The sequence below is a fragment of the Maribacter sp. MMG018 genome (genome assembly GCF_018100785.1).
GTDB lineage: Bacteria > Bacteroidota > Bacteroidia > Flavobacteriales > Flavobacteriaceae > Maribacter.
Genome location: NZ_JAGJEC010000004.1, coordinates 182,703 through 195,674, shown reverse-complemented (window position 1 = coordinate 195,674; position 12,972 = coordinate 182,703). Strand labels below are relative to the sequence as shown.

Here is a 12,972-nt window from a genome sequence, read left to right as displayed (position 1 = left end):
GTTTGTGCCTATTCGGATTCTTTTATAAAAATCAGATCTTGTTCTTCTAGGGCCAATACGACCAGTTTAATATAATCGTCTATGGCCTTATTTACGTTTGTAGGATCTGTTATGTCTATGATGCCCCGCCAGATCATAGATCTTTCCTTGCCTTCGCAGATGCAATATAACGTGGTTTCGGCATGGTAGACCTTAAAGTTTTCATAGTAGCTTTCGTCGTAATAAATACCTTGGTGTTCTAAGTAGTCATCATTAAAGCGTTTTTGATGATCGTCTAAACGAGATATCGATTTCATGAAATTTTCCCGGTTTTCTGATCCCGTAATTTTAGTGAACAAAATAGCGTCAAAATCCTTGTTCAAAAGACTTTGCTCCACATCGTCCAATTCTTTTTCGGTTTTTTGTGAGTCGGTGAAAGAGACATCAAAAATATCGATACTTCGCCAAGCTTCCACATTTCTTTTGTCAAATTCCTTTTTTAGCTCGTCCTCAAAATAGGTGCGCACATCTTGGTCCTGCGCCATACCTACCAATAGAACCTTATCCGCATGAAAAAGTACGATATCGGGGTTTTTCCAATTTTCTACTAAGCTAACGGGAGAACAACTGGTTAATAGAACGGCGGCCAAAAGGATTACTTTTTTCATTTGAAGGTTGGTTTTGCAGGTGAACGGCCCTAAAGTAAGGGAAATATTAAAGAATGTATATGATATCCGTCATTTGGGGCTTATTGGTGCAAAAAGAAATATGTTCATATCATTAACTCCAGTGTTTGGTTCAATTTCGGAATTTGGCAGTTCCAGCCTTTAACATCTTTGATCTTTACCCTAAATGCATCCAGGGCGGTCGGTTCCCCATGTATCAGAAAAACGGCCTCGGGTACATTTTTAATGGCATCCACCCAATGTAAGAGACCGTTCTGGTCTGCATGGGCAGAAAGACTCTCGATGAGGTGGATTTTGGCCTTTACCGGGTAATATTTACCAAATAGTTTTATCTCGTGACAGCCTTCCAATAGTTGACGGCCCCTAGTACCTTCCGCTTGGTAACCTACTAATAGTACATTGGTCGTAGGTACATCTATTAATTGTTTTAAGTACGTTAACACCCTGCCACCAGTAACCATACCGCTTCCGGCAATAACTATCTTGGGCCTTGGGTCATCTATCGTTTTCCAGGTATCGCCATAAGAGGTTATGATGGTAAAATGCTGTAGCATGGCATGGTATTCGTCTACAGACAGCTTATGCCAATCTGGAAAACGATCAAAAACAGAAAGTACATTGTTGCCCATGGGGCTATCTATAAAAATCGGAATGTTCGGAATTTTGTTTTTCTTGAACAATAACCATAGGGTGTACATTAGCGATTGTAAACGCTCTACGGCAAAAGATGGAATAATAAGGGTGCCTCTTTCATGAATGGTCTTGTGTACCAAAGTGCTGAGAATTTCTGTAACATCCTCTTCGGGGTGTAGCTTGTTGCCATAAGTGCTTTCCAAGAATAAATAATCGGCCCATTGGGGGCGTTCGGGAGTTTCCAACAATAGATCATGTACCCTGCCTACATCCCCAGAGAAGACAAAGGTCTTTCCAAATATCTCTAGCTCAATAAAAGTGGCACCTATGATATGGCCGTTGAACCTAAATTTAAAACGTATGTTATCCGATAGGGATATCCATTCACTTTTTGGGCAGGATTCAAATAGTTTTAGAGTGTTTTTGGCTTCTTCTACCGAATAGAAGGGTAGGGCGGGCCGGTGTTTGGAAAACCCTTCCTCATTGGCTTTCTTGGCTTGTTCCTCTTGAATTTTGGCACTGTCCAACAGAATAATTTCGGTGATGTTCAATGTTGGTGCGGTGCCAAGTATTTTGCCGTTGAAGCCTTCTTTTACCAATCTTGGCAGGTAACCCGTATGGTCTAAATGACCGTGGGTCAATAAAACCACATCAACATTGGCGGCATTTATGGGCAATGGTTTCCAATTGTTTTCCCTTAATTCCTTTAAGCCTTGAAACATTCCACAGTCTACCATAATATTGAGCTCTGGAGTCTCCAAATAAAATTTGGATCCCGTTACGGTGCCGCAAGCGCCTAAAAAATGAATTTTAACGTTGTTCATGGTTTTATTGATTACAAAGTTGACCTACCTCTTTTAATATTTTTTCTTTTCTGATGCTGGAGATACCCAAATGGTCCAGAAAAAATTTGTCTTTCACCAATTGTCTGCAAAGCACTACATCTCTACTGAGTAAAAATTGTTTTTCGCGTTTGGTAAGTAGCGATAGTACGGTTATGGGATAGAGGCTTAACCTATCTATCCTATCTTTAAGCCCATTATTTTTAGGGTAGTCCCAGCTTAATAGATAGAGGTCGCTGCATTCGCCATATTTTATCGCATCTTCGGTAAATCGGGTGTTGGTGACCACCCAGCCCCGGTCCAGTTTCTTGGTGTTACTCTTTTTACTTAACCAATGGCTCTTTATATCCTTATATCTAGAGTTGATGTAAAGGGGTATTTTTACGTTGCAGTTAAGGCCCTCTTCATTATGGAATTTGCACTCGACAATGGTGACGGTTTCATTCTTTTCGGCCAATACATCAACTTCATGTTTTACACAGGTGCCGGTCATGATAATATCTACCTGAACCGAAAAACCGGAATATTGTAGAATAGCCGCCACAAAACGTTCGAAGGGAAACCCGGTAGGGCCCAATTCATAGATTGCTTTTTTTAGTTTGTATTTAGAGGCAAAGACCGATTTTTTTCTTTTTAGCAAGGCATAGGCGCGGTTGTATATTTCTTTGGTAGAAATGCCAGGGTACACCTCTGCACGAACGGTATCAACGATCTGCTCTACCAATTCATGGTTGGCACCACTATGCTTTAGCGAGTTTCTAAGCTTGTCCAAAGAAAATATCACTTTTTCCCCTGATGATTTTATGATTTCAATATCCGGTGTTGTCATTTTTCTTTTTTTAGTTGGACTTTTACAGTTGGTATTTTCAATAATTGGAGTGTGGTAGGTGCCAAGGTTACTTTTCAGTTGGTCTCTAAAAATGATCTTTCTATACCCTGAAACAATATGTTCTTGGTATCATATCTAAGTTTGTAATCTGTAATATACCTTAGGTTCAAATTGATCCAATTTTCGGTAAGGGCCATGGCTACGGTTTACTAACGATTTCCTCTTTAATGTGCTGACATTTTTATAAGACCGCCAAGGTATTGCTACCCATGGCGGCCTTAAGATTTAGACATTTCCAAACCAACTATCTATGTCTAAAAAAATTCCGGATCAAAGCCCGGGTCTCGTTCTCTGTCATACTATCCGCTTTTTGTACGGTAGTTACTTTGTCGGCAATAGACTTGTAATTTTCCGATAGTTCCTTTTTAAATTTTTCATTGATATCCGCAGGACCAAAAAGAGCTAGTTCATCTACATTGGAAACAGCGTCCGCAATGGTTTTAAAGTATTTTTTAAACTGTTTTTTCTCTTTCTCCAAGTACTTTCTTTCATGGTTGATGTCTTGGGTGCCGCCCCATTTTACCCTAGATCCCCCGGTGCTGGTCCTGTTAAAGAACTCAATGTCTGAGGTAATGGTCTTTAAGGTGTCGTCATTGTCGGTTACCTGTACGATATATGCTTGCTTACTGTCTAGCCAAACTCCTATTTTTTTCATAATCTTTATTTAGATGGTTAATGGATCAATGCAAAGCCAATATGGGTACGGTGGCATCATACCCTATTTCTTTTACCAATGGATTAGAGAACACACTGCCAAAAAAGAGATGTTTTCGGTTAATAAATGCCATCATATTACTATTTCTACTTTCTATAAATGTTTGTATCCCCTTTGCCAAATTGTTTTCTGTAAGGTTGTGGAAGCTATGGGGGGTATCTTCTAAAATCGTATCCAATAATTGCTTGTTTTCCTTTTGATTGTGGCTTAGTTCATTTTTTTTGTTGAGATGCAAAACGGCTATATTGCTATGGTACATTTTACTTATTTCTATAAGATACCTAAGCTCTTTGCGTTTAAATGTGTCTTTGTAATCGGTGGGGAAAACAATTTCTTTGGGAGCGGTATAAGAAATTTCGTCCGGTATGGCCAATACGGGACATTCCCTTATTTTCTCCATGGCATTTACCGTATTGCTTCCAAAGAACACTTTTTTGGATCCCGTCGCCCCCTTGGTGCCCATGGCGACCAGATCAATATCTTTTTCGGCAATTATCTTTTTCATCGCCTCTAATAAAAAATCTAGGGTTGTAATGGTATGATAACGATGTTTTGGGTTGTCGTTATGCAAAGCCAGCGTGTTCAATAATTTTTGAAATTTCTTCTCTGTATCTTTCTTTGCCAACTCAAAGGCAGCGCTACCCGATTCTGGAATTATTAAATTTTCTGTAGTGTAGCGTTCAAAGTCCAGAACGTTCAGAAAATAGAAATCACAGTTCAATTTCGAATACAGATCCACGGTATACCTCATGGCGTTCAAGGCATTCTTAGAAAAATCGGTGGGTATAAGGATCTGTTTGTTCATGACATTATTAATGTATGTTTCTTAAAAATAACTGTCAATCAATAGAATAACTATGACAATTGTCACTCTCTCATAGGCAGTATCAGAAAAGGGGATTTCGCATACAGACTAATATCTTTTATGACCGGTTCGCGTAACAAACGTTCCATAAAACTTCTTTTCATGTACACCATGGCCAGCAAACTAATGTTATGGGTCTCTATAAAACTATCTATCACTTTTGCCTTATCGTCAAATTCCAGTACTTGATGAAAAGAGTGGTCTACATCTTTCAAACAGAGCTCCAATAGCTTTTTGTTTGATATTTGCACCGAGCTCAATTTTTCCTCACTTGCAATATGCATTACGTTGATAGGGGCTTTGGTGATTGCGGCCATAGCCAAAAGCGGGTCCAAGGTTTTGGTATTACATCCTTTCTTGTAATCGGTTACAAATGCAATATTGTTTTGCGGTTTAAAGTCGATTCCCTTCGGAATCGCCAAAAGCGGACATTGATCTATGCTGCCAGCTACTTTAAGGGTGTTGCTGCCCATAAAAATTTCTTTGGCACCGGTTCTACCCTTGTTCCCCATAACCACTAGGTCAATGGAAAGCTTTTTGACCGTTTTGGGTATTACCGTCGCCAATGTGCCCTGTTCGGATATGGTTTTGTACGTATGCCGTTTGTTGCCCGTATCCAAGGTAATTCTGTGCGATATTTTTGTCAGGGCCTCAATGGACTCCGTTTCTAGTTTTTCCAACTTTTTTTTGCCCAGTAAGGGAGCTTTGTGTGCGCCTGTCAGAGGCGTTGCCTCGTCATAAGCGTTAAGAATATAAAAAGTACACTCTTGCATTGCCCATATTTGGGTTGCATAAAAGAGGGCATTATAGGCCTCGTCAGAAAAATCGGTGGCTACCAGTATTTTTTTAATTTCCATAGCTTATAATTGAGGTATTACCATAAAGGGAACAGTTACATGAAATCCTATTTTTTTAATAACAGGTTCTATAAAAAGACGCTCTATAAAAGTGTGCTTGTTCTGGATCATGACCAATAGATTTATTTTTTGCTTTATCTGAAATTTATTGATCGCCGAAATTATTTCATCACTGCCAACATCGTGGAACAAAGCTTTATAGCCCAACAGTTTTTCCAGGTCTGTCTTGTTTTTTTGTTGAATAGGGGTAAGCTCGTGGCCTGTAGAAACGTGCATTACGTTTATTTCAGACAAATGTTTATCGGCAATTTCCAGTAGGGAAGACATTTTTTTCTCGTCATATTCCACTTCATAATCCGTTGGAAAAAGTATAATTTTTGGGTCTTCGTACTCAAATCCGTCGGGTATGGCGAGTACGGGGCATTTTGTGTTCTTGATGACATCGACCGTATTACTCCCCATAAAAATTTCTTTGGCTCCGGTGGCACCCTTAGTGCCCATGATGACCATATCTATATTTTCCTTCTCTACTACATGTCTTATTTCGCTCGATAGAATATTAAAAGCGGAATGGGTGATGAAGGTATGTAAAGGGTTTTCAAATTCTTCTTCCAATCGTGTTTTTAATTTTTTAAGATCGGTCTTTGACTGTTCTTGAAGCAAATCGCCCAAACCTATCTGTCCCGGACTGCCCAATAAATATTCCGTATGGTAAACCGGTGGCATATAGGTGTTTAATAGAAAGAAAGTGCATTCTACATCTTTAAAGGCCCGTAAAGCATAATGTATAGACTCTAGGGCATTGTCAGAAAAATCGGTGGGTAAAAGAATTCGTGTCATAATCAAAGTATTTTACTTCATAAATGTAAGGGTCTCACTTTGTAAAAACCATGATATTGGTCAGTTGAACCTCTTTCTAATTTTAGTAATTTAGTGTTATTAATAGTAGAAAAATGAAAAGTTCGTTTAAACAGATAATCGATTCGGAAGTACCGGTTCTTGTAGATTTTTTTGCGGATTGGTGCGGTCCTTGTAAAATGTTGGCTCCTATTCTTAAACAGGTAAAAGATGATATGGGCGATGGTTTAAAGATCGTAAAGATAGATGTGGACAAAAACCAGCCGTTGGCCAATAAGTATAATGTAAGGGGAGTGCCCACCATGATGTTATTTAAAAACGGAAAACAGCTTTGGAGGCAATCCGGGGTGCTACAGAAAAATGATATCCTTGCAGTTGTTAGGCAGTTTGCCTAACAACTGAAGGCTTTTTATAGTTAGGTTGTATGGGTATTATTCATGCACCACCAAAAACGGAATTTTGGTATGGTAGCTTATTTTTTCTACGGTTGGCCTAAAAAGAATGCGTTCCAAGAAGTTTAGGTTTTTTGCTACCATGACCAGCATATCCAGATTTCTACTTTCTGCAAAACACTGTACCGCAGCGTCTATTTTTTTACCGGTGATCATATGAAAAGATTGTTCGATATCTTTAAAATAATCTGCCAATATTTGTTTGTTCTTTTGTTGTTGTTCGCTCAACTCTTCCCCTTTTGCCGAAATATATAAGAACCTTAAGCTAGATTTTTTAAGGGTTATAAGATCACGGATGGTATCTAGGATCTTTACATTGTACTTAAGTTGAAAGTCGCTGGGGAAACCTACCTCTACAGGTCTGTGATAGGTGCTATTCTCCGGTACTGCCAAAACGGTGCAGGGCACTTTTGTGATAACATTACCGGTATTACTGCCTATAGAAACCGATTTAAGGCCAGAGGCCCCTTTGGTACCCATAATAATTAGATCTATCTCTCTTTCTTTGGCCTCTTTCTTTAAGTGATCCGTTAAAAAACCATATAGGGCAACCGTCTCAAATTTATGTTTGGGGTTCAGCGGTAGTTGTTGAATTCTTTCTAAGAGCTCTTTTAGTTTACCGATACTTTCTTTTAATAATGAATCTTCCAATATTTCAGGTGAAATGTACATAGGCGTTTCCCCACTGGCATTGGTATTCATTGAACTTACATGGACAATATGAAAAACACAATGTGTTTTTTCAAAAAATGAGATTCCGTAGAGTAGTGCATTCCATGCATTTTCTGAGAAATCTGTGGGGATCATAATATTTTTCATGACTTATCTATTGTTAGTTTGTGGGTGATTAAATATGTTCTGGTAAAAACAACACGGGAATGTTGGAGTGAAAGGCTATTTTTTTAATAACCGGTTCTCCAATAACTTTTTGCCAGAACGTATGATGGTGTCTTATAATACTTAAGATGGCATCATCTATTGTATCTACATAAGTGTCTAAGGCGTTAGATATGCTTGTGGTAAACGGAATTTCTACAAATTCATGTTTCAGTCCTTTCAAGCGTTGTTCTAACACGCTTTTGTTTTTCTTTTGTGTATCGTTCAGTACAAACGATACGGCAACATGGGCAATTTTGACATTGGCATCCCAAAGTTTCGCGAGATCCGTTAATGGTTGTAGGCCGTGTTTTTCATACTGTTGCATAAAATCCGTGGCAAAGATGATGTCTTTTAACCTTTGAAAATTATAGGCCGACGGTACCGTTAAAATAGGAATGTTCTTTACCGTTTTTATTGCTTTTACCGTATTACTGCCCATGAAGACCTCTTTGGCTCCCGTGGCACCTTGTGTACCCATGATCAACAGGTCCATATCTTTTTCTTTTGACTCCTCTTCTATGGCTTCCGTTAAGGTGGCCGCTTTAGAAATACCGTTAACACGATGGTTGGGGTTATGGTGGTTGGTCCCCAAATAGTTTAGAACCTCTTGCATTTCTTTTTCCGAGTACTGGGAAAGCGAGTCATAGATCACCCCTAACCTTTTTTGATTTTTACTATCAAGAAGGTTCAGCATGGATGGTTCGTAGGCATGCAATATGGTGAACTCACATTTTTCATTCGCGAATACCTTTAATGCCGTAAAAATGGCGTTCCACGCATTGTCCGAAAAGTCTGTTGTCAATAATATTTTTCTCATAGTACGTACCTTTTTATAGTTAGCGGGGCAAGTTTTGCAAAACCAGGAACGGAATAGGGGTATGCAACGCAATTTGATCTACCGTAGAGCGGTATAGCATATCCTCTAAAAAAGAATGGCGAGAATTTACCATGGTTAAAAGGTTCATTTGGTTCAGGTCCATATATTCCATGATGGCCTCCGCTTTGTTTTTTACCGATGTTCTTTTAGAGTGTATAATGGCATTTGGCAATGTAGCTTCTAAAAATTTTTTGTTGTCCAATTGCCTATGGCTCAAATCCTCAAAGTCTGAAATGTATAGTGCGTGTACTTCAGATTTATATCTGGCGGCCAACATATCCAGCAGTTTGAGTTCTCTGCGTTTGTAGGGTACCATATAATCCGTCGGGAACAATATTTTTTTAGGTGGGCTGTAAGGGTACAGGTCTGGAACAGCCAATACAGGGCAATTAACATATTTAAAGACCTGAACCGTGTGACTGCCAAAAGTCACCTTTTTATCGGCTGTTTTTCCTTTGGTGCCCATTATGGTAAGGTCTATATTTTTAATGTTTATAAAAGAATTGACTCCATCTACCAAAGAGTCAAAAGTGGCTACGGCCTCATAATGGTGCCTTGGGTTGTGCCTTTTTTCCTTTTGTTCGGTGATGATCTCATCCAAGAGTTTTTTAGAATTAAGGGCAATGGCCTTCTTCTGCTTATCAAAAAAAGAATCTTCAACATTATGGGTTACCTCATAAACTTCATCCGCATAGGTGTGCAAAAAGTAAAAGTTTGCACGCTCACATTTAAAGAGATCAAGCGCATACGAAATTGCATGGGCCGCATTACTGGAAAAGTCGGTAGGGATCAGTAAATTTTTCATTGATTTTCTTTTAATGATGCCCTAAAAATATAGGAGGGCCTAAAGAAAACCTATGATATTTGTCATGGTGGACAAATCTGGTTAAATGATTAAGAAGTAATAAGTTATGTTATGTTTTGAAGTTCTTTCAGTTTAAGTATGCGAATGTTTCTACCTTCGATGGCGATGAGCCCTTCCTTTTTAAAACCGGACAGGGTTCTAATAAGGCTTTCTGGGGCAATACCGGCCACACTGGCAAGGTCGCTTCTAGATATTTTAATGGCGTCATCTGCGCTCTTGTTCATTATTTGGGCAAATTGTAATAATGTCTGGGCCGTTTTTTTCCGTACAGAACTATAGGCCATTTGTAGAAGCTGTTGTTTTATCTCGGTGATATTGCCCGAAAGAAGTTCCATTAGTTCTAAAGAGATCGAACTGTTTTTTTCTAAGATCCCCATTAGTTCGTCTTTAGAGATAGCGGCAAGTTCCACATTTTCTAGGGCACTGGCAGATTCTTTATAAGGGGTATTGTGCATAAAAGAAGTAAAACCTAAAAAATCATCTGCCCGGTGTAGCGATGTAATTAGCTCTTTGCCTTCGGGGTCTACGGTATGGCATTTTACGGTGCCGCGGGTAATCAGGTAAACCGTATGTGATCTAGACCCTTCTTCATATATGGTATCGCCCTGTTCAAATTCCAAAATCTCGCCATTATCGTCAAAATAATTTTTGAGCTGGTTTAGGTCTCGTAATTCATAGGTGTCTTCGTCTTTTGTTTCCTTGGCTCCATTCTTCTGAAGCAGTGCCGCTTTTGCCAACCTACTTTCTACTGCGCTGATCAGGTCCTCTTCTTCAAAAGGTTTGGTAAGGTAGTCGTCCGCACCAAGATCCATTCCTTTTCGGATGCTTTTGTGTTCTGTAATGGCAGAAAGAAAAATAAAAGGTATATGCTGTGTACTACTATCCGAAGATAAATCTTCTAAAACACCGTACCCGTCCACTTCCGGCATCATAATATCGCAAATAATAAGGTCTGGCAAATGCTCTTTGGCAGCGGTAATACCGGCTTTGCCATTGGGGGCGGTAAGTACGGTATAGTCTGAAAGTTCCAAAAGTTCTGCCGTGTTTTCTCTGAGAACCCTGTCATCTTCGATCAGTAAAAGTTTCTTCATCATCTTTTGGTTTCTTGGTTTTTGGGAATACGGATCGTAAAGGTAGAACCTACATTTTCTTCGCTTTCAAAATAAAGACTTGCCCCCAGATTTTCCAAATGTTGTTTTGCAATATTTAGGCCTATACCGGTACCTTGGCTCAATAAGGCATTCTCGGCCCGGAAATAACGGTCAAAAATATGCTTTTGTTGAGATTTAGGAATACCTATACCTTGATCTATAACCTCTAGGTAAATATACTCCGCTTCTCTTCTAAAGATAATTTTGATCGTTGTCTGTTCAGGGGAATATTTTATGGCGTTGTTTATTAAGTTGGATAGCGCCAGGCCCAATATTTTTTCGTCGAACGTAATTTGTACTTCATCAATATTATCGGGGTATTGAATATGTTGCTCTGTCTTTAGCAACATATTGGCATCGTATATGACCTCGTTGATCAATTTGCTCAACGCAAACTTTTCTATGTTGTAATTTACCTTGCCAGAATCTAAACGCTCTACAGAAAGAAAATCGCTTAATATGGTATTTAGTTGGCGAACTTTAGACTTTATGGTAGCAATGTGTTTGTCTCGTTTTTCTTGCTGTTCGGTTTTTGTGTATTTGGACAAAAGGGTTATAGAAGTAAGAATACCGCTAAGGGGCGTTTTAAATTCGTGCGACACCAACGATAAAAACCTTGTTTTAAGCTCATTGAGTTCTTTTTCTTTAATGAGGGCCTCTGTTAATTGTTTGGTACGTTCCTGTACGGTCTGTTCCAGTTTTAGGGTGTAATTTTTTCTTTCGGTAATGTCGGTTACCAAGGCCAGCACATAAGTGTCACCATAAATTTTAAAAGGGTTAAGACCTGCTTCTACCGGAAATTCCTCCCCATTTTTACGAAGACCGTTCAGATCCATACCCTGGCCCATTCGTCTTTTTTTGCCTTTATCTATAAAATTTGAAACATGGCTCGTATGTTGACTATGATACCGGGTAGGGATGATCACGTTCAATGATTTGCCTATAAGCTCATCTTTTTCGTATCCAAAAAGCTGCTCTGCAGAAGTATTGGTGGCCACGATTATTTGTTTGGTATTCACCACAATAATACCCTCCGAAATACCTTCGGCCAAAATATTGAATATATCACTGTTTTTTTGAAACATTGGCATTCTACAAGATAATATTAAACTGATACTTATCATAGTAAAGTAAGAATTATCATGTTATTTTTCCCATCAAGTAACCCATAAATTTAATGTTATGATGAATTCGGAAAATACGGGTATAGCCTTGTATGAAAACCTGGGAAAACTTTTTTATGCCGTCGCAAGTATAGATGGCAACGTGCATACCAAAGAAATAGAGCATTTGAGGTCTTTTATACGTAGTTATTGGTTGGATATAGATGAGATAGAAGATGAATTTGGCACCGATGCCGCCTTTATGATAGAGACCGCCTTTGATTGGTTGTTCGCCAATGAGACGGACCCAAAGGAGAGCTATAATGAGTTTGTGGAGTTTTATGAAGAACACAAAGAAAAATTTACACCCGAAATAAAGCGTTTAGTGATGGATACGGGCAATGCCATGGCAAATGCCTTTGCGGGCAAAAACAAATCGGAACTGATATTATTGGCAAAGATCGAAATACTGTTCAGGTAGATCAAAAAATAATGAAGGCTGATAAAGGTCATAGTATTCTCAATAGCAACAAATTACATTAGTGGACACTTTAAAAAAAAATGAATCATGAAAAATAGCAGAAAATTATGGGGGCTGATAGTGCTTATGTTCACTACTGCCTTATCCGCTCAAACAATTGGTAATATTGACGAGATCGCTCCTTTTAGCGAGGGCTTGGCCGCTGTGCGGCAAGGGGAACAATGGGGGTTTATAAATGATCAAGGTACATTGGTCATCGATTTTAGAGACGATATTTATTGGAACAAAAATGCAGACCTATCAAAAGAAGATGTCGCTGCGGTCAAATATCCTGTCTTTAACGAAGGACTTTGCATGATAGTGAAAAAGGTAGAGGATGGGGTGCCCGTATTCGGCTTTATAAACACCAAGGGAGAGACCGTCATAGAACCCCAATTTTTAAATATTTATCCGTTTGAGAACGGGGTTACAACCGGGGTGTTGTTCGATAAGACCTTTAGGGGCGAAAATGAGTTTAAGTTAAAGATCTATGACTATAAATTCTTTGATGTCATGGTAAACACCCAAGGTGAAATAACCGATTATTTCGAAAAAAGAGACCATATTCAAATGACCGTAAAAAGGTATAAAATGCCAGATATAGGGGCAAAAATATTGAATAAGGGGTTAGTGGCCATACACAAACAAGATAAAGGTTGGGAGATACGTAAGTTGGATACCAAAAATTAAAAAAGTAAGAGGGTGTTGGGCGTGGCCCTAAGATAATCTGGTATTATGTTCTTTTTTAAGAGCAGGTCTGCTGTAGTATGTAGGCCTGCTTTTTTTGTTTTAGAAAGATAG

16 protein-coding genes are annotated in these 12,972 nt (G+C 38.9%); 3 read left to right on the top strand and 13 right to left on the bottom strand.

Features of this window, described 5'->3' with window-relative positions; all coding sequences use genetic code 11:
• Positions 1 to 8 precede the first annotated feature (8 nt).
• The 8 genes from J8L85_RS15930 to J8L85_RS15900 all read right to left on the bottom strand — a co-directional run bounded on the left by J8L85_RS15930 (position 9) and on the right by J8L85_RS15900 (position 6,306).
• Positions 9 to 647 (bottom strand): hypothetical protein, encoded by a 639-nt coding sequence (locus J8L85_RS15930; protein ID WP_211018918.1) that lies wholly within the window; start codon positions 645 to 647, stop codon positions 9 to 11.
• 104 nt (positions 648 to 751) lie between these two features.
• On the bottom strand, positions 752 to 2,122 hold the full coding sequence (locus tag J8L85_RS15925) for an MBL fold metallo-hydrolase (RefSeq protein ID WP_211018917.1): 1,371 nt from the start codon (positions 2,120 to 2,122) through the stop codon (positions 752 to 754).
• 4 nt (positions 2,123 to 2,126) lie between these two features.
• Complete coding sequence (locus J8L85_RS15920) at positions 2,127 to 2,969, bottom strand: restriction endonuclease (RefSeq protein WP_211018916.1); 843 nt, start codon at positions 2,967 to 2,969, stop codon at positions 2,127 to 2,129.
• 74 nt (positions 2,970 to 3,043) lie between these two features.
• Positions 3,044 to 3,166 (bottom strand): hypothetical protein, encoded by a 123-nt coding sequence (locus tag J8L85_RS18070; RefSeq protein WP_282103044.1) that lies wholly within the window; start codon positions 3,164 to 3,166, stop codon positions 3,044 to 3,046.
• 107 nt (positions 3,167 to 3,273) lie between these two features.
• Entirely contained in the window at positions 3,274 to 3,684 is a 411-nt protein-coding gene (locus tag J8L85_RS15915; RefSeq protein ID WP_211018915.1) for a hypothetical protein, read from the bottom strand.
• A 25-nt stretch (positions 3,685 to 3,709) separates the two neighbouring features.
• On the bottom strand, positions 3,710 to 4,549 hold the full coding sequence (locus J8L85_RS15910; protein ID WP_211018914.1) for a universal stress protein: 840 nt from the start codon (positions 4,547 to 4,549) through the stop codon (positions 3,710 to 3,712).
• A 62-nt stretch (positions 4,550 to 4,611) separates the two neighbouring features.
• Positions 4,612 to 5,466: a universal stress protein gene (locus J8L85_RS15905; RefSeq protein WP_211018913.1), complete on the bottom strand. Its 855-nt coding sequence runs from the start codon at positions 5,464 to 5,466 to the stop codon at positions 4,612 to 4,614.
• Positions 5,467 to 5,469: 3 nt separating this feature from the next.
• Complete coding sequence (locus tag J8L85_RS15900) at positions 5,470 to 6,306, bottom strand: universal stress protein (protein WP_211018912.1); 837 nt, start codon at positions 6,304 to 6,306, stop codon at positions 5,470 to 5,472.
• A 113-nt stretch (positions 6,307 to 6,419) separates the two neighbouring features.
• On the opposite strand from J8L85_RS15900, the gene trxA reads away from it, so the two are divergent.
• Positions 6,420 to 6,719, top strand: a complete 300-nt coding sequence (trxA, locus tag J8L85_RS15895) for a thioredoxin (RefSeq protein WP_211018909.1) — start codon at positions 6,420 to 6,422, stop codon at positions 6,717 to 6,719.
• A 36-nt stretch (positions 6,720 to 6,755) separates the two neighbouring features.
• Here the strand turns inward: trxA and J8L85_RS15890 are convergent, their stop codons facing one another.
• From J8L85_RS15890 to J8L85_RS15870, 5 genes are all read right to left on the bottom strand, one after another.
• A complete protein-coding gene (locus J8L85_RS15890) occupies positions 6,756 to 7,595 on the bottom strand; it encodes a universal stress protein (protein ID WP_211018907.1) in 840 nt (279 codons plus the stop codon).
• Positions 7,596 to 7,623: 28 nt separating this feature from the next.
• Positions 7,624 to 8,472 carry a universal stress protein gene (locus J8L85_RS15885; protein ID WP_211018904.1) on the bottom strand — a complete coding sequence of 283 codons (849 nt, stop codon included), beginning with the start codon at positions 8,470 to 8,472 and terminating at the stop codon, positions 7,624 to 7,626.
• 19 nt (positions 8,473 to 8,491) lie between these two features.
• The gene (locus J8L85_RS15880; protein WP_211018902.1) at positions 8,492 to 9,337 is read right to left on the bottom strand and encodes a universal stress protein; all 846 of its coding nucleotides are present in this window, start codon (positions 9,335 to 9,337) and stop codon (positions 8,492 to 8,494) included.
• Between the two features lie 104 nt (positions 9,338 to 9,441).
• Entirely contained in the window at positions 9,442 to 10,488 is a 1,047-nt protein-coding gene (locus J8L85_RS15875; protein ID WP_047247427.1) for a response regulator, read from the bottom strand.
• A complete protein-coding gene (locus tag J8L85_RS15870) occupies positions 10,488 to 11,639 on the bottom strand; it encodes a PAS domain-containing sensor histidine kinase (RefSeq protein ID WP_211018900.1) in 1,152 nt (383 codons plus the stop codon). The genes J8L85_RS15875 and J8L85_RS15870 overlap by 1 nt, the downstream gene beginning before the upstream one ends.
• A 91-nt stretch (positions 11,640 to 11,730) precedes the next feature.
• On the opposite strand from J8L85_RS15870, the gene J8L85_RS15865 reads away from it, so the two are divergent.
• Together J8L85_RS15865 and J8L85_RS15860 are read left to right on the top strand one after the other, a co-directional pair.
• Entirely contained in the window at positions 11,731 to 12,132 is a 402-nt protein-coding gene (locus J8L85_RS15865; RefSeq protein WP_211018899.1) for a hypothetical protein, read from the top strand.
• A gap of 87 nt (positions 12,133 to 12,219) precedes the next feature.
• Complete coding sequence (locus J8L85_RS15860; RefSeq protein ID WP_211018898.1) at positions 12,220 to 12,861, top strand: WG repeat-containing protein; 642 nt, start codon at positions 12,220 to 12,222, stop codon at positions 12,859 to 12,861.
• The last annotated feature ends 111 nt before the right edge of the window (positions 12,862 to 12,972 follow it).